The sequence below is a fragment of the Ureibacillus galli genome (assembly GCF_014836845.1).
Lineage (GTDB): Bacteria > Bacillota > Bacilli > Bacillales_A > Planococcaceae > Ureibacillus > Ureibacillus galli.
Map to the genome: position 1 here is coordinate 1 of NZ_JACSQA010000044.1, position 24,863 is coordinate 24,863.

Consider the following 24,863-nt stretch of genomic DNA (forward strand, 5'->3'; position numbering starts at 1 on the left):
TAAAAGAAAATTTGATAAAGCTCAAATTTTTGCTGGCATCATAATGATGTCCAAAATTTTGTTTCAACAATTAAGTTAAAACTATATTCATTAACGTTTTGTTGTTCAGTTTTCAAGGTTCATGTCAGTCGCTTTTTGATGACAACTCTTATATTATATCGGTTAACGATATATTCGTCAACATCTTTTTTAAAAAAGTTTTCATCGCTTTAAAATAGCAACTTTTAAATATTATCACTTTCTAATTTCATTGTCAACAATAATTTTGAAAGCTTTTTTATTTCCTCACCACTTTTGGCGACGTATAATAATTTAACATCTTTCCATTTTGATTGCAAGTGTTTTTTTAAAATATTAATAGAAAACCGAAAAAAAGTTGAATATAGCTCATTATAGCCATTTTTCAATACCTTAAAACGTACTATTTCGTAAAACCGAACTATATCATCATAATAAAAGCGAGGGATAAAAGCTCCCTCGCCTTTTGACCATATAAATCATTAATCACGGTGACGCATTGTTGGGAATAATAATACGTCGCGAATCGATTGTGCATTTGTTAATAACATAATTAAACGGTCAATACCGATACCTAATCCACCTGTCGGAGGCATACCGTATTCTAAAGCTTCAATGAAATCATTATCCATTTCATGAGCTTCATCGTTACCAGCAGCTTTTTCAGCAAGTTGTGCTTCAAAACGCTCACGTTGATCAATTGGATCATTCAACTCCGTAAATGCATTTGCATGTTCACGGCGTACAATGAATAATTCGAAACGATCTGTAAAACGTGGATCTTCCGGATTTTTCTTTGCAAGTGGAGAGATTTCAACTGGGTGACCAAAAACAAAGGTTGGTTGTACTAACGTTTCTTCTACTTTTTGTTCAAAGAATTCATTAATAATATGCCCCACTTCATGAGCTTCTTTAATTTCAACCCCATGCTCTTTTGCTAAGCTTTGTGCTTGTTCTTTTGTCATTGGCTGCCAGAAGTCTACACCCGTTGCTTCTTTTACTGCATCTACCATGTGAACTCGTTTCCAGCCCGGCGCAAGATTAATTTGATCTTCACCATATTGAACTGTTGTTGTACCAAGTACTTCTTGTGCGACATGTGAAATTAGGTTTTCTGTTAACTCCATAATGTCGCGATAATCTGCATAAGCCTCGTACAACTCAATCATCGTAAACTCTGGATTATGACGAGTTGAAATACCTTCATTACGGAATACACGTCCAATTTCATAAACTTTTTCAAGACCACCAACAATTAAACGTTTTAAATGAAGTTCAATTGCGATACGCATATAAAGTTCCATATCTAGTGCGTTATGATGTGTAATAAATGGACGAGCTGCTGCCCCTCCGGCAATAGAATGGAGCATCGGTGTTTCTACTTCTAAATAACCATTGTTATCTAAGTAATTACGGATAGCACGAATGATTTTAGAACGAGTAATAAATGTTTGTTTACTATCTGCATTCGTCATTAAGTCTAGATAGCGTTGACGATAGCGTTGTTCAACGTCTTGTAGACCATGGAATTTTTCCGGCATCGGACGAAGGGATTTAGTTAGGAAAGTAAATTCTTCTGCCTTAACAGAAAGCTCTCCAACATTCGTTACAAATAGATTCCCTCGAACACCTACAATATCTCCTAAATCCGCAGTATTAAATAATTCATACGCTTCATCACCAACGCGGTCTTTACGTACATAAATTTGAATCTGGCCGCCTAAATCTTGAATATGGGCAAAACCAGCTTTTCCTTTTCCGCGTTTTGTCATAATACGTCCAGCGATTGTTACTTCTTGTGGTGATTCTTCTAATTGCTCTTTCGTAAGTTCTCCAAATTGTTCACGAATCTCTGAAGATAAATGCGTACGTTCGAAACGACTGCCGAATGGATCCATTCCGTTATCGCGAATATTTGTCATCTTCTGGCGTCTCACCAAAAGTTGGTCGTTTAAATCTTCAATGTTTGACACGTTTATCACTCCTTATTTTCCTTTATTCAGTATAACACCAGCTTATACGGCATGGTTACTTGGACATTTCGTTACTCAGTTAATTTTACTTAAACTGAAGTTAGAGCCAAAGACGGATATCTTAGTAAGAGAAGTTTAAATCTCTTGCTTCCGAATGACAACAGACAACTGATTTACATCAGCAGTCTTACTCAAATTAATATAAATTATATCTGTGTATAATTCATTTTCCGCCATTAGCGTTCAATTAATCCATAATGTACCTATTGTACACAATTTCTTCGTTTGATTCACCTCTTTCGATTGAATTTGTTACTCTTCTCAAATATTTAATGGTTAGATATTTTGTCTTTTAAGACTGATTATTACATATAACATCGTTGGTCATGCTAAAATTTGAATTAAAAGGAGGGATTTTTAGTATGTATCGTCATATAAACGATTTTATTCAAGAATGGCAACATAATAGCGCAGGTACATTAGCTATTTTTGAATCTATTACAGAAGAAAAAAAGCATATTTCAATTGTAGAAGGTCATAGTTCTCTCGAATGGTTAAGCTGGCATTTAACTACTGCACCAGCTTATTTCATGGGTCAAATCGGTCTTGCTCTTGATGTGGAATTAAATCCAAAGGATACTCCTAATACATTGAGTGAAATTATTAAAATTTATCGTTCAGCTAGTGAAAGCATTATTAACGTTGTAAAAGAACAACTATCTGATGAAAGACTACTTAACGAAGTAAATAGCCATGGTCAGCTAACACCAATCGGATCTATCCTTCGTATGATGGTCGATCATCAAACTCATCACCGTGCGCAAATGCAAGTACTCCTTCGACAAGCAGGCCTACCTGTTCCCGGCGTCATGGGTCCTACAAAAGAACAATTAGCGAAATAAATGAAAAGGCATCCACTATAAGGATGCCTTTTCATATTAAATAGCTTCCGCTTCTTGACGTTCTTCTAATTCAGCGACTACTCCATTAAGTAAAGCTCTTAGTTCTTGAGCTGTTTCCACTTGATTAATAGCATTTCGAACTTTACCGTTACCACGAATCCCTTTTAAATACCAAGATGCATGTTTACGCATTTCACGTACTGCCACACTTTCGCCCTTTAGTTGCATTAAACGTTCAAAGTGAAGTAAGCATACATCCATTTTTTCACGTACTGACGGTTCAGGTTTTAACTCTCCCGTTTCAAGATATTGTACAGTTCGGTAGATCATCCATGGGTTACCTAAAGCAGCACGACCAATCATGACTGCATCAACACCCGTTTCATCTAACATACGTTTGGCATCTTGTGGCGTTTCCACATCTCCGTTACCGATGAATGGGATACGAATGTTTTTCTTTACCTCTTTAATAATATCCCAATTAGCACGACCTTCGTACATTTGTACACGCGTTCTGCCATGCATCGCAATGGCAGAAGCACCTGCACGTTCAGCGGCTTGAGCGTTTTCCACAGCAAAAATATGTTCATCATCCCAACCAATACGCATTTTTACACTGACAGGTTTATCAACTGCATCAACTACAGCTGAAACCATTTCATAAATTTTATTCGGATCTAATAGCCATTTTGCCCCTGCTTCACATTTGATGATTTTGTTTACAGGACACCCCATATTGATATCGATTATATCTGCATTCGTATTTTTATCTACATACTTTGCTGCTTCTACTAACGTTTCTTTATCTCCACCGAATATTTGTAATGAAAGTGGATTTTCACGTTCATCAATATATAGCATATCTAATGTTTTTTTGTTACGTTGAACAAGACCTTTGTCGCTAATCATTTCTGCATATACTAAGCCAGCACCGAATTCTTTTACTGTTAAACGGAAAGCGGAGTTACACACTCCTGCCATCGGTGCTAAAACAACCCGGTTATCCAAAACTATATCACCGATTTGAAACGGCTTATTTTGTGTAGTCAATGGGACTCCTCCTCTTATATTAAAATCCGATATATTGGACAATTTTTCTTTAATCGTTATTGATTAAAACCTAATATTCCTACTTAGACTCTTCTGCTCGTGTAAATTCATTTATATTATTAATATGCTTCCACTTAAGAATGCCTTCCTTTTGTAAATCCATACTTTGAACACTAGCTTCCACTAATCGAAGTTGTTCAGTTAAAGGATGTTGCATGATTTCATGGAGTGGAACTAGAACAAATGCACGTTCATACATTCTAGGGTGAGGAATCATTAAATTCTCAACTTCAATATTCTCGTTATTAAACAACAAAATGTCAAGGTCAATGATTCGCGGACCCCATCGAATTTCACGTACTCTTCCAAGCTCATTTTCAATCGACTGACATACTTCTAGCGTTTCATAAGCGGAAAGGGCTGTTTGAATAAATACGGCAATATTTAAAAATGATGGCTGATTAATATAACCTACGGGAGCAGTTTCATAAATAGAAGAAATTGCTTTAACCGTGATATCCTTTGTGCCTTGTAACATTTTTATAGCATGCTTTAAATTTTGTTCCCGGTCTCCGATATTCGTTCCAATAGATAAATAAACATTATTCATAAAAACGACCTCTTACAATTTCAACTGCTACTTCCTTATAATGTCCTGGGATAGGTGGATCTGGTTTTATAACTTCCACTTTACAACCGAATACTTGTCCTGCATATACAGATAAAATCGTCGTTGCAATTTTTTCCGCAACGGCTTCAATTAGCTTATATGGAGTACCTTCTATAACTTCTTTACAAATATCATAAACACCTACGTAACTTACAGTATCATTTAGTTCATCGGTTAGACCTGCTTGTTGAATATCTACTGCCAACGAAACAGATGCACGGAACCGTTGACCTAACTTCGTTTCTTCCGGTAATACTCCATGGTATCCAAAAAACTGCATTTCTCTTAAATGTATATAATCCATCTTCATTCTCCTTAAAGCGATTAGTGTCTTTTAGGTAGTTCTTCACTTATCGTAAATTTCCCCATTAAGGCATCCATCATTTTTACAGTGCGCGCTACTTCTTTCACATCATGAACTCTTACTAAATGGCAACCTTTCATCACTCCATATGCACACGTTGCTGCCGTTCCCTCTACCCGTTCCTCTAATGGTAAGTTCAATATTGTACCAATCATTCGTTTTCTGGAAGTTGCAAGTAATACAGGATAGCCTAACTCGACTAGCTCGTCCAAACGCTGCATCGTTTCAATACTTTGCTGCAAATTTTTAACGAAGCCGATACCAGGATCTAAAATAATATGTTCATCCGGAACACCTGCATTTTTTGCAATGGCTATACTTTCTTTTAAATCGTTCATATAGTCTTCGAAATAATGGTGATAAAATTCATCCTTGCGGTTATGCATTAAAATAATCGGAACATGAAGTTCCGCAGCAACTTTAGCCATCTCAGGATCTGCCTTTGCCCCCCAAATATCATTAATGATATGGGCTCCTGCCTCTATTGCTGCGCGTGCTACAGCTGATTTATATGTATCGATTGATATAATAGCGGGAACTTCCTTCAATAATGCTTTAATTATTGGTACAACTCTCTCTATTTCTTCATCATCAGAAATTCGAGTATAGCCAGGACGCGTCGATTCCCCACCGACATCAATAATTTTTGCTCCATTTGAAACCATTTCTTTCGCATGCTGTATTGCTGCTTCTATGGAATTATACTTCCCTCCATCGGAAAAAGAATCGGGAGTTACATTTAATATCCCCATGACAACGGTTTCCTTTGTATAATCAAGCTCTATGTTATTAAGTACTAATGGTTTTGGATATTTAGAAAGCATATTAAACCCCTCTTTCAATTCAATCAATGTAATCACCGTTATATCTGTCTAAATTGCCAATGCATTTCATTTATTTTTTATCATTTCATTTTACTTTATATTTCATCATCCGTCTAAATTTTAAAAGAACAAAAAGGCATTACCTCTAAAAGGTAATGCCTCAAATATTAAGTAATATTAGTCTTCAAAATTATAAAGAGCTGTAGATAGGTAACGCTCACCGTTGGATGGGACGATTGCTAAAACGTTCGAACCTTTACCAAGACGTTTTGCTGTTTCAATTGCAGCATAAATTGCAGCACCTGAAGAAATACCTACTAAAATACCTTCTTCACGGCCTGTTTTACGAGCTACTTCAAATGCAATTTCGTTATCAACAGGGAAGATAGAAGTATAAACATCTGTATTTAATACTTCTGGTACAAATCCAGCACCGATTCCTTGGATTTTATGAGAACCAGGGTTACCACCAGATAATACTGGAGAATCTTTTGGTTCAACTGCGATAATTTCAATATCAGGATATTTCTCTTTTAACACTTCACCTGCACCAGTAATTGTACCTCCAGTACCAACACCAGCTACGAATGCATCTAATTTTAGTCCATCAAATGCTTCTACAATTTCTGGACCTGTAGTTAAACGGTGTACTTCGGCATTGGCAGGGTTGTTAAATTGTTGTGGTAAAAAGTAGCCATTTTCTTTTGCTAAGCTTTCTGCTTTTGCAATAGCACCTTTCATGCCTTCTGGACCAGGTGTTAAGACTAATTCAGCACCATATGCACGGAGTAATTTACGGCGTTCAATACTCATTGTTTCTGGCATTACTAAAATAGCACGGTAACCTTTTGCAGCTGCTACCATCGCTAAACCGATACCTGTATTACCAGAAGTTGGTTCGATAATCGTACCTCCTGGTTTTAAAGTGCCATCTTTTTCAGCAGCTTCAATCATTGCTAGGGCGATACGGTCTTTTACTGAGCTACCTGGATTAAAGAATTCTAATTTAACATATACATTACCTTCATTTTCATTTGTTGCATGGTTTAATTTAACGATTGGTGTACGGCCGACTAATTCAGCAACTGAGTTTGCTAATTTACTCATAATTGTCATCCCTCTCCTTAATACCTACTATTTTTATAGGTTTTACCTATTTAGTATATTACCAACTTCCTATCCTTCATGTCAATAGATAGGAACTAAATATTGAGAATATTTTACACTTTTAAGATGACGCTTCTCCATAAAACCAAGTTGCATCAAATTCCTTCCAAAAAGCCTCTGGCGTAACCGTTGACGGTAGTTGTTCTAAAGCTAATACCCGTTCGATATGACCCTTTACTTCTTCATATTTAAAGGATTTTCCATCGTTCACTTCCTTTACATGAGCAATACCATATCGGCCATCACTCATGACAAAAGGTTCACTAGTTTCATCTGGACCTAAATTTTTCACGGCCTCTTGAATACTTTTATCTACATTCGTTTGAGTTGTAGTAATGAATCCAATATCTCCGCCTAAACTCGCTGAAGTAGTATCAAGTGAACGTTCTCTGGCAAGTACTGAGAAGTCTGATCCTTCTTCTAATTCTTGTTGAACGCTTTTCGCATCTTCTTCGGATTCAACGATAATAATGCTCGTCCTGTATGTAGTAGGGATGTTATATAATGATTGATTTTCTTCATAATACTCTTTCATTTGTTGCTCATCCGTTACAATATCTTTTGTTAGTACTTTCTCAAGTATTAGTTGAGCACGGACCTCTTGACGTAACTCCTTGTCCGATAATTCCTGTATTGCTGTATCAGTCTTATCTTGTGCGGAGCGCATCAATGCCATTTCTAAGTCTATTTCCTCATCGGTAACTTTAATATCATATTCCTTCGCAGCTTTTTCCATGACTGTCTCATTAACAATCGTTTGTAATGTCTCTTTACCGTATCGGCTCTCCATTGCTGCCATCCACTGTTGACGGGTAATTTTTTCCCCATCAATGGTAGCGACTACTTCGTCGCCACCATTTCCATCATTTCCATCCGGCCATAACCAGAGGATAAACCAAAAAATATTACCAACAAATAATACGGCTAATAAAGTTAATACTGGCTTTGTTTTTAAACGTCTTTGCGAAAGAGGGATTTGGTTAGTTGATTGATTTACATGGCTATTGTTTGATTTCATTAATAAAACCTTCAAGCTCCTGTTGATTATAATGGTATTTTTCTAAGCAGAAATGACATTGCGCTTCCGCCCCACCATCTTCATCAATCATTTCTTGTATTTCTTGCACACCTAAACTGATAATAGCATCACCAAATCGCTCTTTTGAACATTGACATTTAAATTGAACAGGAGTTTTATCTAATATTTGAACATTGTTTTCTCCAAGTACTACTTCAAGTATTTGTTCCGGACTTAATCCCTTTTCAATCATCTTAGAGACAGGTTCAATATTATTTAAATGTTGCTCAATTTGTGAAATCGTTTCTTCATCACAACCAGGCATTAATTGAATAATAAAACCACCCGATGCTAATACCGTATTATCAGGATTTACTAGAACCCCTAATCCTACTGAAGAGGGTACTTGTTCGGAAACCGCAAAGTAATAAGTGAAATCTTCGGCAATTTCCCCGGAAACAATCGGAGTTTGACCCGAGAACATATCACGTAAACCTAAATCTTTTACAATGGTAATCGACCCTTCCGTCCCTACACCACGGCGAACGTCGAGTTTACCAACGTCATTTAATTCAAAATGAACTTGGGGATTTGTAACAAAACCACGCACTTCTCCTTTTGAATTGGAATCAATTATCATTGGACCGATTGGACCATTACCTTCTATTTTTACCGTTAATTTTTCTTCACCTTTTAGCATCGCACCCATCATTACCGCTGCTGTCATAGATCGACCAAGAGCCGCAGTCGTTGTAGGCCACGTATTATGTCGACGTTGCGCTTCTCCTACCGTCTCTGTTGTTCTAGATGCAAAGGCTCGTACATTCCCATTAAAGGCTAATGCCCTTACTAAGTAATCACTCATGTTGTCATTCCTCATTTCTTATTGATTTCTTTTATAAATAACATGCAACCCTTTTAACGTCAAAAATGGATCTACTACATCGATCATCTTTGTTTCGTTTGAGATTAATTTTGCCAAACTCCCTGTTGCAATAACTAGCGGTTCCTCTTTACACTGTTCTTTCATTCGACCGACAATTCCTTCCACCTGACCGACGAACCCGTAAAGAATACCCGATTGCATTGCGGAAATTGTATTCTTTCCAATAATATTTGAAGGACGTGATATTTCAATACGTGGCAGCTTTGAAGCCTTTGCAAAAAGAGATTCAGCAGAAATTGCAATACCAGGTGCAATGGCACCTCCCATATAGTCACCCTTATCATTGATGTAACAATATGTAATAGCAGTGCCAAAATCAATTACGATTAACGGTTGGCCTCCATATTCATTTAAAGCTGCTACTGCATTGACAATACGATCAGCCCCGACTTCTTTAGGATTGTCATATTTAATATTTAACCCTGTTTTGACACCAGGACCAACAACATATGGTTTAACTTGGAAATACTTCCTGCACATTTCTTCCAATGCATACATTATTGGCGGAACTACCGAAGAAATAATGATTCCCTCAATTTGCTCAAATACAATACCTACATGCCCAAAAAAGGATTTTATTTGCATTGCATACTCATCTTCGGTTTTCCGACGGTCTGTCTCCATTCTCCAATGATAAGTTAGTTTATCCTTTACATATATCCCTAATGCAATATTAGAGTTTCCTACATTTAGCACTAGAATCATTTTCTCACACCCAATTCAAGTCCATTTGAAGAAATCATATCATATAATTGGCTAATTTAAACAGTGATAGGAATGAAATCTATTTAATAAAAAATATATGAATATAGGAATATGGTTATAACAATATCATAGTTATTTCGATACAGAAAATTAACAATTCTCCTCCACTATTTGTGATACTATTTAGGAAAATACTATATTAAAGGAGTTTCTATGGGTAAGTTAAAATTACATAGTTTGAAGAGTAAATTAATTATGGTCTTCCTAATGCTTTCAGTAATCCCTTTAATTATTGCAACAACTTCAACCTTTGCATCAACTAATAAGGGTTTTAGTAAAGTAACAGAAAACCAGCAAGACAAAATGATACATATAGTACAAACAGAGTTAAACAATATATCCGAAAACCTATTAAAAATAACAGAATTGTATTCTCAAAATGAAGAAATTATATCGACTTTTGAAAATAGTGGGCGTGAGCAGTTATTAAATTCTGTTAAAGATGTCTACTCTCGTTTATCAGTAGAACATCAATTATCTGTTTTTGAATTTGGAGATCTTACAGGTACTGTTTTGTTGCGTGCCCATAATCCTGAGAAGTATGGTGATGATAAAAGTGATTTAGAAGCAATCCAACACGCTTTAAAGGGCGAATCCGTAGCAGGGTTTGAGTTTGGTAATAGTGGATTATCGGTCCGAGCCTTTACTCCGATTATTTCAAATAACAAAGTTATTGGAACTTTGCAAACTGGTGTAGATGGTCAATTTATTAAGGATTTAAGCGAAATGTTACAAGGGGTTACAATTAGTTTATACGATATGGAAGGACTTATCGTTCAATCTTCTGATGAGTCAAAACTTAACACTAAAATGAAAAGTAATCTTCTAACATCGGTGAAAGAAGGAGAACTATCTTCCTACCAAAATGAAGAAATAATGGAATCCATCTTGCCAATTTACGATCCTACTGGTAATGAAATCATTGCAGCAATCGGTATTGAGCAAGATATATCTATACTGCAACAATCAAAGCAAAATATCTTTTTATTATCTATCGTTTTGATTGTCATTACTATGATTATTGTTTTCATTATTTCTTTCTTTATGAGTAAAAGAATTTCTCAACCAGTTGTTGAAGTAGCTAATATTATGAATGAGCTTTCTCAAGGTAACTTACAATTGAATATTAAAGAAAGCACACAAAAAGGAGAAATTGGTCAACTTACAAATGCTACGAAAACGATGCAAGAAAACTTACACGTGGCGATTGGTAAAGTTGCAATGGCAGCTGCAAGCGTCAATCAAAAAAGCGATGTTTTAAAACAATTATCGAATACGATTCAAATCGGATCTGAACAAATTTCTTCCACTATGCAGGAATTAGCCTCTGGAACTGAAAGTGAAGCACAAAACATTGCTGATTTGGCGTCAAATATTAGTAACTTCACAGAAAGTATTGAAAAAACGAATGAAAAAGGCGAGCAAGTTCATAAAGATTCTTTAAAGGTACTAGAATTAACAAATGAAGGTACTAAATTAATGCAATTATCGAACGCTCAAATGAATAATATTAATCAGATTATGCAAGATGCCGTTGGAAAAATGGGACATTTAGAAAGTCAAACGAAAGAAATCGAAAAGTTAGTTTTAATCATTGAACAAATTGCAAACCAAACAAATCTCTTAGCGCTAAATGCAGCGATTGAAGCGGCAAGAGCTGGTGAACATGGTAAAGGATTTGCAGTTGTCGCTGATGAAGTAAAGAAACTTGCAGAACAAGTATCTTTATCCATTACAGACATTACTCAAATTGTTTCTAACATTCATCATGAAACGGCAATGGTTGAAACTTCTTTAAAAGACGGTTATTCAGAAGTTCGTCTTGGTACAACTCAAATTCAGGCAACAAGTGAAACGTTCACGCAAATTAGTCGTTCCGTTTCCAACATGGTAAACAACGTAGAAGAAATTATCGTATATCTTTCTGAAAATGTTACCCGTGCAAAATCAATGAATGAAGCAACAGAGGAAATGGCCGCAATGTCAGAACAATCGGCAGCAGCGATTGAAGAAACAGCTGCCACTTCGAATGAATTTACTCGTTCCATTGAAGAAGTATCGAAAAATACAGCCGAGTTGGATACACTAGCCATTGAATTAAAACAATTAGTGGATCGTTTTAAAATTTAAGATCTTAAAAACGAAAAAATACCATTCAGTTTTCAATCTGAATGGTATTTTTTTATAGACGAGAAGACAATAAAAAACTGAATGAGCAGCAAATCAGCTACTCATTCAGTCATACATCGTTTCCCTTTTGGAAACGTATATTTATTATTTATTACGATCTTCTTGAATACCATCAGCTGGTTTAGAAGAACTATCTTCTTTCGGTAAATCTGAAACTGTCGGATCAGTCGTTTCACCAACAATTTGTTTTTCTAACGAAGTAGTACCTGATGTTTCAACTGCTGCTTCTGTAGTACCAGCTTCATCCGTAGAAACCACTTGTGTATCTTCATTCGTTGCATTTTCATTATCTACGTTAGAATAACTTTTACGCTCCGGTAAAGTACCGTGATCACGTAAGTGCTCGATTTGTTGAGCATCTAAAGTTTCTACTTCGAGTAATGTTTCTGCAATTAAAGTTAATAAATCGCGTTTTTCCGTTAGAATTTGTTTTGTACGTTCATATTGCTCAACAATAATGGATTGCATTTCTTTATCAATTTCGTAAGCAATAGAATCTGAATAATTTTGTTCAGAATTAAAGTCACGACCTAAGAATACATTTCCACCTTGACTTGAACCAAACTGCATCGGTCCTAGTTTATCACTCATCCCATATTCCGTAACCATTGAACGAGCAATACCTGTAGCACGTTGGAAGTCATTATGTGCTCCTGTCGATACTTCCCCGAAAGTAATATCTTCTGCAACACGACCACCAAGGAGTCCAGCAATTTTATCTAAAAGCTCTGGTTTTGTCATAAAGTAACGATCTTCTTTTGGAAGCATTACTGCATAACCACCAGCTTGACCTCGAGGAACAATTGTTACTTTATGCACTTTTTCGGCTTGATCAAGAGTTAATCCAACAACTACGTGACCAGCTTCGTGGAAGGCAACAATTTTACGCTCTTTTTCGGAAATGACACGGCTTGATTTAGCAGGACCTGCAATAACGCGATCTGTAGCTTCATCGATATCGGTCATATCGATTTTTCTTTTATTACGACGAGTTGCAACAAGCGCTGCTTCGTTTAATAAGTTTTCTAAATCTGCACCTGAAAAACCAGGTGTTCGTTGTGCAATCGCTTTAAGGTCTACATCATCACGTAATGGTTTGTTACGTGCGTGAACTTTTAGGATTGCTTCACGTCCTTTAACATCTGGGCGACCAACCGTAATTTGACGGTCAAAACGTCCTGGACGAAGTAACGCTGGGTCTAAAATATCTGGGCGGTTTGTAGCAGCGATAATGATAATCCCTTCATTTACACCGAAACCATCCATTTCAACAAGTAATTGGTTTAACGTTTGTTCACGCTCATCATGACCGCCACCAAGACCAGCGCCACGTTGACGACCAACGGCATCAATTTCATCGATAAAGATAATACATGGTGCATTTTTCTTAGCGTTTTCAAATAAATCACGAACACGGCTCGCACCGACACCGACGAACATCTCTACAAAGTCAGAACCTGAAATTGAGAAGAAAGGAACGCCAGCCTCACCTGCTACCGCACGGGCTAGTAACGTTTTACCTGTCCCTGGAGGACCAACTAATAATATCCCTTTTGGAATACGCGCACCCATTTCAGTAAATTTACGATGATCCTTTAAGAAATCAACGACTTCTACTAGTTCAGCTTTTTCTTCATCTGCACCAGCAACATCATTAAAGCGTACTTTTTTCTTTTCAGAATCATATAACTTCGCTTTACTTTTGCCGAAGTTCATCACTTTATTACCGCCACCTTGAGATTGACTCAATAGGAAGAAGAATAAAATGATAATGATAACGAATGGAATAATCCCAGTAAAGAACTGTACCCAACCACTCGTTTCAGGTGCTGGTAAAAATTTGATATCTGGATCATTTTTAACAGCATCAGTTAATTTTGAATTTAAAGCTTGATTATCTTGTGGAAGATTAACAGTAAATGTTTCACCATCTTTTGCTCCTGTTAAAGATCCTTCTACTACAAGCACTCCTGCATCAGGTTGAATAGTCGCAGATTCAATTTTACCTGTATCCAGCGCATTTAAAAACTCATGATAAGTTAATTCTTTAGAAGGTGTATTACCTCCATTAAAAGTACCGAAAATACCGATTATTACGAGAAAAATTAATAAATAAAATATGGTGTATCGAAATATTCGATTCATCCCCAGCCTCCTCACAACATAACAGAAAAACTATAAGTAAAATCTTATCATATCATTATTTCATCATACAACGAAAAGCACCGGTAAAATGTGTTATTTACATTTTTTGTCGAAAATTCTACAAATCTCTATTAGAATGAGTAAACTTCTCTTTTTAAGATACCGATGTATGGTAAGTTACGATATTTTTCTGCGTAATCTAAACCGTACCCAACAACAAAGCCATCTGGAACTTCAAAACCAACAACATCTGCTTTTAAGTCTACTTTACGACCAGATGGTTTATCTAAAAGCGTTACGATTTTAATCGACTTTGCTTTACGATATTTGAATAAATCTACTAAATAACTTAAAGTTAGGCCACTATCGATGATATCTTCGATAATAATGACATCACGACCTTCAACACTTGTATTTAAGTCTTTTAAGATTTTTACTTCTCCCGAAGATACCGTTGCATTTCCGTAGCTAGATACATCCATAAAATCCATCTCTACATATGATTCAAAACGCTTCATTAAATCTGTCATAAAAGGCATTGCACCTTTTAAAACACCAATTGCTAACGGGAACCGTTCCTTATACTCTTCTGTTAATTGCGCTCCTAATTCAGCAATTCTTTCTTGAATTTGTTCTTCTGAAATTATAATTTTTTCAATATCATTTTGAATCATGGTGGTTCCTCCTTGAATTGTTCAAACACCTAAAGCAATAAAATAATTATTGCACATTCCTTAATAAAATCTGTTCATCTGTTCAAAACTTTAATCGTTTTTGCTTTAACTTTATACCCAAAAATAAATGAAAATCTTTCTATTTAATAATACCTTAATTAAGTAAAAAATCGTTACTATTTTCTTTCAATAATCAGGATGGAATCATCAAAAGATTGTTTCTTTGTCGATAACTTTCCACTAACTCGAACACCGATAACAGCAAGTACCTCATCATTCGAATCAACAAGTACTGGCCAATGTTCACGTTCTTCCAAAGGTATCTTCTCATCAATAAAGAGTCGTGATAACCTTTTTTGTTGTGACATACCTTTTAGCAAAATACGATCTCCGTTTTTCCTAGTTCTAACATAAAGCGGTGTACTAATCAATTCCGAACTGAAGTAATACGTAGTGGAGTTATTCTCCGGAGCGTGTACTACTTTTGAGGCTTCTCCTATGTATAATCGAATGCCGTTTTGCAGTTGGGTCCATTGATTCATAACAACATGTTGGATGTTGCCATTTACATCTTTTTTTTCACTTAATTTCTCAAATACAACTTTATCGTATTTACGATTTGCGATAAATTGCTCAGGTAAGTAAACCTTTGCACTACCATCCGTTGATTTGCATAAATTTAAAATAGAGGACATCATTGTAAGTCCTTGGGCAAAATTAGAATTATTATAAATATAGTTTAATAGTATTAAAATGATTCTTCTTTGTAAAGCAACTGGTTCTTTCTGTAGCAAGGGAATAGATAATGTATACGTTTGTTTTTCTTTTTGATTTACAATGTGGGGAAAACGCTCTAACGCTAAATTGTTTAACAATTCATCATCTTGCTGTAAAGTTTCAGCAAAGTGGACTGCGTGGGAAGAGACATGCACATTTTCATTTTTCAATAGCGGTACGATGTGATGGCGAAATCGATTACGAGTGTAATCATCCTTCTCATTGCTTGCATCTTCTCTGTAAGTTCCTCCATTCCCTTCTAAATATTCCCTAATTTCTTCTTTTGTAACCGCTAAAAAAGGACGAATAATTGTGCCAAAGGAAAACTCCCTTTTAGAATAAATCCCCTTCATACTACTCAAATTACCAGATTTTGTTAATGCCATCAAAATGGATTCTAATTGATCATCAGCATGGTGTGCAGTTACTAGTTTATTGATTTGATGGGTTTTCATCATTTCTTCAAAAAACGCATAACGCTCTCTTCTGCAAATGGCCTGGGAGTTCCCCCCCTCTTCTTCAAGTAATTGTGGAATTGGAATAGCGGTACTAAAAATAGGAATTTTGTGGTGCAGGCAAAACTGTTCTACAAATAATCGGTCTTCTGCAGATGTCTCTCCTCTAAGCATATGGTCCACATGGGCAACAAATAATTCAATTTCTAAATTATGTTGAAACTTCATAAAAAAGTGTACTAACCCCATTGAGTCAATGCCACCAGAACAAGCAATGAGAAGACGGTCTCCTTTTTTTACTAACTGTTGTTCACTAATATATTTTTGTATTTTTAATTCAAACGACACATCTTCTCACCTCTACAATACTTCCCTTAAATGTTTCATGATAATTCTTTACTTAAAGGGCTAAATACAGCCCATTTTGGAACAACATGGGATACTGAAAACATAATCACTGTACAATCATCGTCTACCGGATATAAGTTCCCAAACTCCTCCATTACATCATATAAAATAGCTTCAATCGGTATTTCGTTTTGAATCCGCGATTTTAATAAGTTAACTAAATACTTTTCTTGTTCTTCCCAATCAAAGTCACTTGAGAAGACACCGTCCGATACCATCACAACATAATCATCGGCTAATAGGTTGACCTTTTCTGTTTCAATTGAAAACACAGGCATAAATCCAACCGGTGCTGCTGCGCCATCTACCTTTAATAATCTTTCCCCGCGTAAAATGTAGGTAGACATACTGCCCGCTTTCCAAGACCATAGTGCACCCTTTTGCAAATCAACAAGGGCAAAATCAATCGTTGCATACATATCAACTTCTCTATTCAACGACATAACATAGTGTAACGTATGCATGGCCGTCTCTGGATTCATATTATAGCTTAAACATTCTCTCATTAAACGGACTAATCTCCTGCTTTCACGCTGTGCCTCTCTACTTTGCCCCATACCATCGGATAACATAACAGCTACGAGGCCAGGGTGAATATGGAATATCGCATGAGTATCGCCGGACACCCAAGCAGAATTTTTAGCTCTACTATATATATCATACTCTATTTCATAGCGAACTGCTGAACGAAAACGTATTTGTACATGGGTAAATGGCGTTTTTTGATCAGAAATTTTCTCGACTTGAAACGGCTCTGAAAAAACATCATATAAAATAGGTAAAATAATTCTCTCACATAGCAAGTATTGATCTTCATGGTTTTTATTTTTATTGGCAAAAGAACAAATGACAACCCGTTCACCAACTGTATTATTTAACACATCGATTTGGAAGCAATGTACTTGTGCTCTTTTCAGTTGATATTCCAATTCTTCTTCAATCGTTTTAAAAGATAAAGTTTCGTCCTTCATATCCTCCATCAATTTATTTAAATGATTACTTAAATCTCTTAATTGAAGAGCAATCATTTTCTTTCCATGATAAAACTGACCATTCATCTTGTCGTTATATAACTGATGGTCTAACTCTTCCAACAGTTTCGTAGACTTAATACATTTAAGCTTAATCCGTTCTTCTGCCATCATTTGCTCGGATTCTTTAATCCCCGACTTTGCAACAAACCAATCTTGAATCAATGGCTCCATTGAATTACTCTCACCCCAACAACGATCGTAACGAAAACAACTCATACAAGTCGCACATGGCTCTATTTTTCGCACTTCACTTATTGTTTCTGTAGAAGTAAATCGATCAAAAACAAGCTCCTTCATAAATAGAACAAAGTTTTGAAATGACTCCAGTTTTTCACTTGTATGTTCAGTTAACCATTGTTGACGCTGGAGTAGTACTTCATCTCGTTTTGGATGAATCATATCATGCAAAAAAGTAAACATGCTCTGGGGGAGGGCGAAAAATACAATTCCGACAACGGCGATAGAGACAAAGTATACTGTATCAAGAGGTAAGGTAGCATCATAAAAGAAAAAGAATATACTCGGTATAAAACTCCCAATTACTACCCCAACTCGACCGAGACCACTAAAGAGACCTGCTACTACACCCGTCATCGCATAAACCGAAATCATTCCCGTAAAGGAGAGTTTTGCTATTCCGACTAATGCCCCGACGATCGTTGCTACCATAGCCGCAATCGGAACCCCACCCGTAAAAGCAGCGATACATATCGCTAAATGGAGTAAAAACGGATACAAACCAAAATATGAAACGACGACCGATTGAACACCTGTTAACACCATCGCTAGGATGACAAGACCAGCTCCTACTCGCTCATAACTCCAACCAACTGCCCAGAAGCGGTGTGGCTGGACGAAAAATAATTTTACAAAAATAGTCATTAAAAAGGCTAAAATAACTTCATAATAAATATAGAGTTGAACAATTAAAGGTGGTATGCCAAGGTGGGCAATTCCTTGCCAAATAAATTGTCCAAAAAAGATAGCCAAGCCAACCGATACACCTGTTGGAAATTTCCAAAATTTAAAACGGGTAATCAATTCATATAAACCAAGTTGCAACCCTAAAATAAGTGCTTGTCCTAAACTTAAAGTAAACGCACCGAGTAATCCTCCGATTAACACGGTCCATTTCTCATTTTCGTACCGTTGTTTCACAATTGCCCAAAGAGGTAATAAAAACGGAACGGCCGCTTCAAACATTACCGCTCTTGATAGAAACAACGCTAGCAAAAAAAAGAAAATATGAATAATGAAATTTATTTTTTTTATAGAGAAACGTTCCGTTAAATTTTGCCATGAGGTTTTTTCGTTGATCATTTCAATATTAGCCATTTTTACATCTCCTTAATTTATAGTGTTAGCGCCTATTATATAAAAGATATTGTGTAAAATTTGTCTAGTAGTGAAATAATAGAGTTAAAATTGTTCGACGTAATCTTTGATAAGACAACATCTCCAAAATAACTGTCGGAATAGTGAACGGTATCTAGAGAAACTCTTTATTTCAATGATTTAGAAGGGTAAACTAGCTATAGGGAAAAGATTGATTGATTTTTTGGAGGCAATTTTTCATGCTTAAAAAATTTTGGGTACTTGCTCTTTTATGTTCAACCGGCTCGATTTTAGTCGTTTTAGGTACCATTCTAAAAGTACACGCTATCCTTCAGCTAATTATGCTGTTATGCGGCTTAATCCTTTGCACTATTGGGATTTTTGCATTAATTAAATCTTTATTAGACGAAAAAAGTAGATAAATGGAGAGCACCTATCGTATAACGTGTTGTATATAAGGGTACAAATTAAAAAAGACTATTAGTGATGTTCTGATCACTAATAGTCTTCAATCTATATTACACTTTTTCTACGATTAAAACAGACAGCAAACTACCCTCTTCTAGCTCCACGGCCACCGCGTTTTGATTCAGTTGCACGTTTTAATGTTGCAAGACGCTCGTCACTATCTTTTAAAAATCGTGCCATTTTTTGCTCGAAGCTTTCTTTTGATGGACCTTGACGATCGTTCGAGCGATTATCGCGTCGTGGACGACTTGGACGTTCAGGTTTTTCAGCTTGAGGCTTCGCTTTTCGGATTGATAAACCAATTTTACCATCCGCTTCAACATTCATCACTTTAACTTCAACAACATCCCCAACTTTAAGATGCTCGTTGATATCTTTCACATAGTTATCAGCAACTTCACTAATGTGAACTAGGCCTGTTTTGCCATCTGGCAGCTCAACGAATGCTCCAAAATTTGTGATTCCTGTTACTTTACCTTGTACTTTGCTGCCTACTTCAATTGACATAAAAAAAATGCTCCTCCTTAAAATTTAAGCGGCTATTTAGCCCGAAATCAAATTTAGTGTTACGTGCAAAAATCAATTCACGTTTCTCTTTTATTATAGCCAACAAAAAAAGAGTGTCAACAAGACAACTCTTTTTCTATCGAACCAAAAACACTTTTATTGTTTACTAAAAGCAGAAAAGCTATACATAAGTAACCATTATTTGTCATTCTCTTTAGCCTTTTCATTGTCACTTTCGTCCTCATCTGGGATAGTAAAAATAATTTCACCATCATCAGATAAAAAGTACTCTTTACGTGCTAATTTCGCAATATATTCATCATCTTCTAATTTCGCAATTTGTAATTTAAGCGTATCCTGCTGTTCTTTTACGGAATCAAGCTTAGCAACGATTTCGTCCTTCTGCTTTTGCTTTTCTTCTAAACGGTTATTTTGTGTAATATAAGAACTAACTAATAACACTAATGTTACCGTAGCAAGTAAACCAAATACAAATATTCTTCTTCGAAAAAGAATTTTTTGTCTTTTTTTATATTGAGCTTTACTATCTGATGATCGGACATAGTCATTTTCAAGCGTTCGAACATTTTTTTGTTGTCGATTATTACGCTTTACCATATCCGTCACCTCCTCAAATTTCTGTACTCTATATTATACTTATAATTCAACTTTTTTTAAAGATAGTCCTTCTAATTTTTGTATAAAATTTTCGTAAATGTTTTTCAAGGAATTTATTATACAATTTGTAAAACGGTTTTAAGATAAATAAGATAATACGAATGATTAATTTAATGAAGCCTGAAATAATCGAATAAATGAATCGAATAATAGCAACAATTGGCTTAATAGTAAGAATAATTAAAACTCGTCCAACAAAACGGAAAGGTCTTTGAAATATAGATTCGTAAAGGAAAATTCCTAGTAATTGTGCTAGTGGGTCGACTAACCGCCACTCTCCACCCTTAATTAAAAATAAAATATAAAATGTTAGGGCACCTAATAGTGCCCATACAATTAGCTCTACTCCATACCCCATTTTTCTTATAATAGACTTTGGGCTTAAGGCGCTTAGTGTATAACGTGTGAAATCTATTATGGCACCTACAAGTAAGCCACTAAATACCATTATTAATATGCTAACAACTTGTTCATTAATGGTCATCCAAATAATTTATGGAGGAAGCCTTTAGATAAACCATTTTCTTCATCATCATATTGTAGTAATTTTACGTTTCCTTCCAAAGTCAGTAAACCTTTATCGACGTCTAAATGGACAATTCGTAATTCCTCGCCACGAATTAGTAAGTGGCCTTGTGCTGTTCTAATATAAAACTCCTCTTGGTCAAAACGTTCAATTTCCTTAACTGAAGTCATGTCCATTCTTTTTCGATTTCGCACTGTCACAAGATGGTCCCCAGATGTCATTGTGTAACGATTACTTTCTTGATGTAGTGTCATATCGTTCCTCCTTTTATTGTTGTTGTGTTTGTTCTGTTCACTTTATGCTAAAAAGAAAAGAAGCATGACAATAAATTTTGTCATGCTCTAGAAATTTACTATTTTTTCTCTTACAGATAATGTCATCAAATAAGAAGATTATCTATTCTTCATCATCAATAAATTGAGGTTCAATTTTATCAAGTTTTTCTTCTTTAAGAATTGTGAACATGTTTTGGGCATCTTCTTTACGCACATTTTCCCGCAAATCTTCTACACGGGCAGTTACAACTTTTTGACCAAAGCGAATTGATAATTCATCACCAATTTTTACTGCGCTTCCTGCCTTTGCAACTTTACCATTGATTGTAATTCTTCCTTGATCAGCTACTTCTTTTGCTAAAGTACGTCTTTTAATTAACCGAGATACTTTTAAAAATTTATCTATTCGCATTGACTACTTCTCCTTTTTTTCTAAAGTTTTTGCTTCATTCCAAAATTCATCTAGTTGTTGTAATGTAAAATCTTCAAAGGATTTACCACTCTCTATTACCTTTTGTTCTACATATTGAAATCTACGAAGAAATTTTTCGTTCGCATGAATCATGGCTTCTTCTGGAGAGATTTTGTAAAAACGGGCAATATTCACAAGGGTAAAGAGCACATCCCCAAATTCATCTAAACGTGATTTAGGCGCACCTTTTTCAACTTCCTCCTTGAACTCTTTCCATTCTTCCCAAAATTTCTCCCAAGCACCTTCTGCATTTGGCCAATCAAAACCGACTGAGGCAGCTTTCTTTTGATAATTAAAAGAAGTTTGTAGAGAAGATGTTGGACGATATTCGCCCTTTAATAACGAACCAAATTGTTCTCCCTTTTCTTGCTTTTTAATGGCATCCCAGTTAGCTACCACTTCATCTGCATTCTCAACATTGACTTCACCAAACACATGGGGATGTCTACGAATCATTTTCTCACTAATCGATGCCAGTACTTCCTCTAAATTAAAGTAGCCATTATCTTCGCCGATTTGAGCATGTAAAAACACTTGTAGCAATACGTCTCCAAGCTCTTCTACCATTCCAAAATCGTCCTCTTCATCAATTGCAGCTAAAAACTCATGAGCTTCTTCTAACAAATATTTTTTTAAGCTTTCATGAGTTTGTTTTTGATCCCAAGGACAACCGTCTGGACCACGTAACGTAGCAATAATGCGTCTGAATGTAGTCCAATCGCGTAGCGCGTCTAAATCATTTTCAACCGGTGGTACATAAATCGTCGTTAAATTATTTATTTCGACTGCTTGATCCAACTCATATAACGGAACCGTTGTTAAACTTTCTAAAGAAGAACCTGCTGCCGTTACAATTGTTACAGGATAATCGTCACGATATTTTTCCATAAGGGTTAGTTTCACTTCAGATGCACTAAAGGAATCATAGACTTGAGCAATTAACACATGTCCGCGCATGTTGACATCGTGAATTGAAAAGCTCGTCCCATCTAATAATTGAAATCCATCAATTGGATCAATTCTTAAGGCACCAAAAATCGGGTCTAGGAAGCTTTGTCCGCCTTCTATGGTTAACTGAACTTTCCCTTCGCTCTCCGCTTCAATTAACAATTGCACGGTTTGTTCTGCCACTAATGGATGTCCAGGTACTGCATACATGATAGGTTCATGGCTAACCGCATGGATTAATCGTTCCGTAATTTCTTCATAAACCGGTTGGAATGTATCATGTTTTTCATAAACATCATCAAAACTAATGAACGTCATTCCCTCTTCTTGCAATTCTTGAATAACAGGATGGTCCATTGTACGAACATAAATCTTTTCAACTGCTTTTAATTTTTTATAAACACCTATTTGCAGCTGATCAAGTTCAGCTGCACCAAGGCCAATAATAGTTAATGGATGCATCTTTTCACCTACTTCTTTTTATTTAACAATAACTGATAACGAGCCATTTTTCTTCCGAAGGGTAATAAAAACCATTCTTTTACCGCTAGCATTTTTGTCTTTGCGACTATCGTCAAATAAACAAATGCTCCGATAAAAATTAAGCACCCTCCTATAGCTATTGCTACAACTCTACTTGTAGCAACATGGAAAAATATCTGGAATAATTGGTCTACCATAACGACAACTAATATCATGCTGCCGCTTGCTATACTTAACTTTATGTAGAACTCTTTAGTAGCTAGCTTACTATGGACTAATCGTTTTAAATAAATCATCAGTAATCCAGCACTTAAAAATAATGCTATATTACTTGCTACCGCTGCTCCTAACACATCCCATTTAGGGATAAAATAAAGATTACCTAAATACTTAAGGAGTATTGCACCGATTAATATTAGTGCAGGAATTTTCAACTTATTCATTCCTTGTAATATTGCAGTTAAAGTTAAAATGACCGATAATGGGACGATTTGTAAGACATATATCATTAATACATTTGATAAAGCATTTGTTTCAAACAACATTTGATTTACATATGGCATAACAATTACTAATCCGATAGATGCTGCAACTCCAAGTAAAATGGAGGCGCGGTAAGTTAACTGGATAAATGGCGTAGAACCTCGACCACCCTTTTTCTTTGACTGTAGTGCCACTAAAGGGACAATGGCAAGAGATAGGGACGATGCAATAGTGATTCCAAGCTGTACAAGCGGCTGTCCGCGATCGTAAATTCCCTTCATTTCCATCGCCTTTATATGATCCATTCCATTATGAAGCAATATTGAAAAAACAGTAAAAGAATCAATTAATTGAAAACAAAGTAGCAGTAAACTACTCATGCTTACACTTAAACTTAATACCGTTACTTCTTTTAGTATTGGCCACGTACTCCCTTTATTTTCTATTTTTCGGGGAATAATATGTAATTTTTTACTGTAATAAAGCAATAAAATAATTCCTGCTATTTCACCAATAACCGTTCCAAAAACTGCCGCGTTTCCTGCCGCATATAATGATTTATTCGTATGCATAATAATCGTTGCCCCGATTAATATAACTGCAACTCGAACAAATTGTTCAAACACTTGCGCATAAGCAACTGGCACCATCTCTCCTTGGGATTGAAAACGTCCCTTCATTAAAGCCAATACAGGCATAAAGAGTGTGACAAAGGAACCAGTTCTAAGAAGGGGAGCAAGCTGCTTATCACCCATCATTTCCGATAAAAAATTCGCTCCGAAAAATAAAAGACAAAAGAAAACGATAGACAACATGGTTAAATAATAAAAGATTGTTCGCGAGATAATTCTTTTTCTTTCAACAGGATGAATACTTGATTCAGCGTCTGCTAACATTTTAGAAATAGCAACGGCAAAACCACCTGATGCCCAAACAACAAAGAAAGATATAAATGGATAAATTTGTTGGTATATATAAAATCCTTGATCTCCAACTAAATTTTGAAAGGGGACACGATAAACTGCACTTAATGCTTTAACAATTAACGCTGCAATTGTTAAAAGTAACGCTCCTTTCATATATCCTTTCATGCCAAAATTATTTGCCATATTCACCCTATCCTCCATTACAATGCCAATAGTATAACATGAAAAGTAAACCAACTCGATTTACAAGAAATACGAACATAGCCATAAGTAATTGATATTCATAAAACATATTATTTTTAACCATTAAAAAGAGGCTGGGACATAACTAGCTTCAAATAGTGAGAAAGGTGAATTTGATGAAACTCAAATTCACCTTTCT

General features: G+C 35.7%; 22 protein-coding genes. 2 read left to right on the forward strand and 20 right to left on the reverse strand.

Features of this window, described 5'->3' with window-relative positions:
- Positions 1 to 500: 500 nt before the first annotated feature.
- Positions 501 to 2,000 (reverse strand): lysine--tRNA ligase, encoded by a 1,500-nt coding sequence (gene lysS / locus H9636_RS17980; RefSeq protein WP_191708931.1) that lies wholly within the window; start codon positions 1,998 to 2,000, stop codon positions 501 to 503.
- 413 nt (positions 2,001 to 2,413) lie between these two features.
- On the opposite strand from lysS, the gene H9636_RS17985 reads away from it, so the two are divergent.
- Positions 2,414 to 2,893 carry a DinB family protein gene (locus tag H9636_RS17985; protein ID WP_191708932.1) on the forward strand — a complete coding sequence of 160 codons (480 nt, stop codon included), beginning with the start codon at positions 2,414 to 2,416 and terminating at the stop codon, positions 2,891 to 2,893.
- A gap of 36 nt (positions 2,894 to 2,929) precedes the next feature.
- Here the strand turns inward: H9636_RS17985 and dusB are convergent, their stop codons facing one another.
- From dusB to H9636_RS18025, 8 genes are all read right to left on the reverse strand, one after another.
- Positions 2,930 to 3,943, reverse strand: a complete 1,014-nt coding sequence (dusB, locus tag H9636_RS17990) for a tRNA dihydrouridine synthase DusB (protein WP_191708933.1) — start codon at positions 3,941 to 3,943, stop codon at positions 2,930 to 2,932.
- A gap of 79 nt (positions 3,944 to 4,022) precedes the next feature.
- Complete coding sequence (folK, locus tag H9636_RS17995; RefSeq protein WP_191708934.1) at positions 4,023 to 4,553, reverse strand: 2-amino-4-hydroxy-6-hydroxymethyldihydropteridine diphosphokinase; 531 nt, start codon at positions 4,551 to 4,553, stop codon at positions 4,023 to 4,025.
- A complete protein-coding gene (folB, locus tag H9636_RS18000) occupies positions 4,546 to 4,917 on the reverse strand; it encodes a dihydroneopterin aldolase (RefSeq protein WP_191708935.1) in 372 nt (123 codons plus the stop codon). Before folB ends, folK begins: the two co-directional genes overlap by 8 nt.
- Before the next feature lie 20 nt (positions 4,918 to 4,937).
- Positions 4,938 to 5,801, reverse strand: a complete 864-nt coding sequence (gene folP / locus H9636_RS18005) for a dihydropteroate synthase (RefSeq protein ID WP_191708936.1) — start codon at positions 5,799 to 5,801, stop codon at positions 4,938 to 4,940.
- 177 nt (positions 5,802 to 5,978) lie between these two features.
- Entirely contained in the window at positions 5,979 to 6,908 is a 930-nt protein-coding gene (gene cysK / locus H9636_RS18010) for a cysteine synthase A (RefSeq protein ID WP_191708937.1), read from the reverse strand.
- Positions 6,909 to 7,029: 121 nt separating this feature from the next.
- Positions 7,030 to 7,986: a peptidyl-prolyl cis-trans isomerase gene (locus H9636_RS18015; protein ID WP_191708938.1), complete on the reverse strand. Its 957-nt coding sequence runs from the start codon at positions 7,984 to 7,986 to the stop codon at positions 7,030 to 7,032.
- Positions 7,970 to 8,851 carry an Hsp33 family molecular chaperone HslO gene (gene hslO, locus H9636_RS18020; RefSeq protein ID WP_191708939.1) on the reverse strand — a complete coding sequence of 294 codons (882 nt, stop codon included), beginning with the start codon at positions 8,849 to 8,851 and terminating at the stop codon, positions 7,970 to 7,972. Before hslO ends, H9636_RS18015 begins: the two co-directional genes overlap by 17 nt.
- A gap of 18 nt (positions 8,852 to 8,869) precedes the next feature.
- Positions 8,870 to 9,637, reverse strand: coding sequence for a type III pantothenate kinase (locus tag H9636_RS18025; protein WP_191708940.1), 768 nt, complete (start codon positions 9,635 to 9,637; stop codon positions 8,870 to 8,872).
- Positions 9,638 to 9,850: 213 nt separating this feature from the next.
- On the opposite strand from H9636_RS18025, the gene H9636_RS18030 reads away from it, so the two are divergent.
- Positions 9,851 to 11,827: a methyl-accepting chemotaxis protein gene (locus tag H9636_RS18030; RefSeq protein ID WP_191708941.1), complete on the forward strand. Its 1,977-nt coding sequence runs from the start codon at positions 9,851 to 9,853 to the stop codon at positions 11,825 to 11,827.
- 144 nt (positions 11,828 to 11,971) lie between these two features.
- On the opposite strand, the gene ftsH is transcribed toward H9636_RS18030, so the two are convergent.
- From ftsH to H9636_RS18085, 11 genes are all read right to left on the reverse strand, one after another.
- Positions 11,972 to 14,032 carry an ATP-dependent zinc metalloprotease FtsH gene (ftsH, locus tag H9636_RS18035; protein WP_191708942.1) on the reverse strand — a complete coding sequence of 687 codons (2,061 nt, stop codon included), beginning with the start codon at positions 14,030 to 14,032 and terminating at the stop codon, positions 11,972 to 11,974.
- 131 nt (positions 14,033 to 14,163) lie between these two features.
- Positions 14,164 to 14,706: a hypoxanthine phosphoribosyltransferase gene (gene hpt / locus H9636_RS18040; RefSeq protein WP_191708943.1), complete on the reverse strand. Its 543-nt coding sequence runs from the start codon at positions 14,704 to 14,706 to the stop codon at positions 14,164 to 14,166.
- A gap of 176 nt (positions 14,707 to 14,882) precedes the next feature.
- Positions 14,883 to 16,286, reverse strand: coding sequence for a tRNA lysidine(34) synthetase TilS (gene tilS / locus H9636_RS19410; protein WP_191708944.1), 1,404 nt, complete (start codon positions 16,284 to 16,286; stop codon positions 14,883 to 14,885).
- A 35-nt stretch (positions 16,287 to 16,321) separates the two neighbouring features.
- Complete coding sequence (locus H9636_RS18050; RefSeq protein ID WP_191708945.1) at positions 16,322 to 18,715, reverse strand: SpoIIE family protein phosphatase; 2,394 nt, start codon at positions 18,713 to 18,715, stop codon at positions 16,322 to 16,324.
- A gap of 552 nt (positions 18,716 to 19,267) precedes the next feature.
- Positions 19,268 to 19,690: a S1 domain-containing RNA-binding protein gene (locus tag H9636_RS18055; RefSeq protein ID WP_122972271.1), complete on the reverse strand. Its 423-nt coding sequence runs from the start codon at positions 19,688 to 19,690 to the stop codon at positions 19,268 to 19,270.
- 198 nt (positions 19,691 to 19,888) lie between these two features.
- Positions 19,889 to 20,308: an FtsB family cell division protein gene (locus H9636_RS18060; protein ID WP_191708946.1), complete on the reverse strand. Its 420-nt coding sequence runs from the start codon at positions 20,306 to 20,308 to the stop codon at positions 19,889 to 19,891.
- A 46-nt stretch (positions 20,309 to 20,354) separates the two neighbouring features.
- The gene (yabQ, locus tag H9636_RS18065; protein ID WP_191708947.1) at positions 20,355 to 20,852 is read right to left on the reverse strand and encodes a spore cortex biosynthesis protein YabQ; all 498 of its coding nucleotides are present in this window, start codon (positions 20,850 to 20,852) and stop codon (positions 20,355 to 20,357) included.
- Positions 20,849 to 21,148 carry a sporulation protein YabP gene (gene yabP / locus H9636_RS18070; RefSeq protein WP_122972274.1) on the reverse strand — a complete coding sequence of 100 codons (300 nt, stop codon included), beginning with the start codon at positions 21,146 to 21,148 and terminating at the stop codon, positions 20,849 to 20,851. The genes yabQ and yabP overlap by 4 nt, the downstream gene beginning before the upstream one ends.
- 142 nt (positions 21,149 to 21,290) lie before the next feature.
- Positions 21,291 to 21,581, reverse strand: coding sequence for an RNA-binding S4 domain-containing protein (locus H9636_RS18075; RefSeq protein ID WP_191708948.1), 291 nt, complete (start codon positions 21,579 to 21,581; stop codon positions 21,291 to 21,293).
- A 3-nt stretch (positions 21,582 to 21,584) separates the two neighbouring features.
- Positions 21,585 to 23,051, reverse strand: a complete 1,467-nt coding sequence (locus H9636_RS18080; protein ID WP_191708949.1) for a bifunctional methyltransferase/pyrophosphohydrolase YabN — start codon at positions 23,049 to 23,051, stop codon at positions 21,585 to 21,587.
- Between the two features lie 8 nt (positions 23,052 to 23,059).
- On the reverse strand, positions 23,060 to 24,664 hold the full coding sequence (locus H9636_RS18085; protein ID WP_191708950.1) for a putative polysaccharide biosynthesis protein: 1,605 nt from the start codon (positions 24,662 to 24,664) through the stop codon (positions 23,060 to 23,062).
- Positions 24,665 to 24,863: the final 199 nt, after the last annotated feature.

Coding starts and splice junctions, on each gene's coding strand:
- folB (WP_191708935.1), bottom strand. CDS start 4,917: ATGGATTATATACATTTAAGAGAAATGCAGTTTTTTGGATACCATGGA.
- hpt (WP_191708943.1), bottom strand. CDS start 14,706: ATGATTCAAAATGATATTGAAAAAATTATAATTTCAGAAGAACAAATT.
- folP (WP_191708936.1), bottom strand. CDS start 5,801: ATGCTTTCTAAATATCCAAAACCATTAGTACTTAATAACATAGAGCTT.
- H9636_RS18085 (WP_191708950.1), bottom strand. CDS start 24,664: ATGGCAAATAATTTTGGCATGAAAGGATATATGAAAGGAGCGTTACTT.
- ftsH (WP_191708942.1), bottom strand. CDS start 14,032: ATGAATCGAATATTTCGATACACCATATTTTATTTATTAATTTTTCTC.
- hslO (WP_191708939.1), bottom strand. CDS start 8,851: ATGAGTGATTACTTAGTAAGGGCATTAGCCTTTAATGGGAATGTACGA.
- H9636_RS18030 (WP_191708941.1), top strand. CDS start 9,851: ATGGGTAAGTTAAAATTACATAGTTTGAAGAGTAAATTAATTATGGTC.
- H9636_RS18015 (WP_191708938.1), bottom strand. CDS start 7,986: ATGAAATCAAACAATAGCCATGTAAATCAATCAACTAACCAAATCCCT.
- H9636_RS18050 (WP_191708945.1), bottom strand. CDS start 18,715: ATGGCTAATATTGAAATGATCAACGAAAAAACCTCATGGCAAAATTTA.
- H9636_RS17985 (WP_191708932.1), top strand. CDS start 2,414: ATGTATCGTCATATAAACGATTTTATTCAAGAATGGCAACATAATAGC.
- H9636_RS18055 (WP_122972271.1), bottom strand. CDS start 19,690: ATGTCAATTGAAGTAGGCAGCAAAGTACAAGGTAAAGTAACAGGAATC.
- H9636_RS18075 (WP_191708948.1), bottom strand. CDS start 21,581: ATGCGAATAGATAAATTTTTAAAAGTATCTCGGTTAATTAAAAGACGT.
- H9636_RS18060 (WP_191708946.1), bottom strand. CDS start 20,308: ATGGTAAAGCGTAATAATCGACAACAAAAAAATGTTCGAACGCTTGAA.
- H9636_RS18025 (WP_191708940.1), bottom strand. CDS start 9,637: ATGATTCTAGTGCTAAATGTAGGAAACTCTAATATTGCATTAGGGATA.
- cysK (WP_191708937.1), bottom strand. CDS start 6,908: ATGAGTAAATTAGCAAACTCAGTTGCTGAATTAGTCGGCCGTACACCA.
- folK (WP_191708934.1), bottom strand. CDS start 4,553: ATGAATAATGTTTATTTATCTATTGGAACGAATATCGGAGACCGGGAA.
- yabQ (WP_191708947.1), bottom strand. CDS start 20,852: ATGACCATTAATGAACAAGTTGTTAGCATATTAATAATGGTATTTAGT.
- H9636_RS18080 (WP_191708949.1), bottom strand. CDS start 23,051: ATGCATCCATTAACTATTATTGGCCTTGGTGCAGCTGAACTTGATCAG.
- yabP (WP_122972274.1), bottom strand. CDS start 21,148: ATGACACTACATCAAGAAAGTAATCGTTACACAATGACATCTGGGGAC.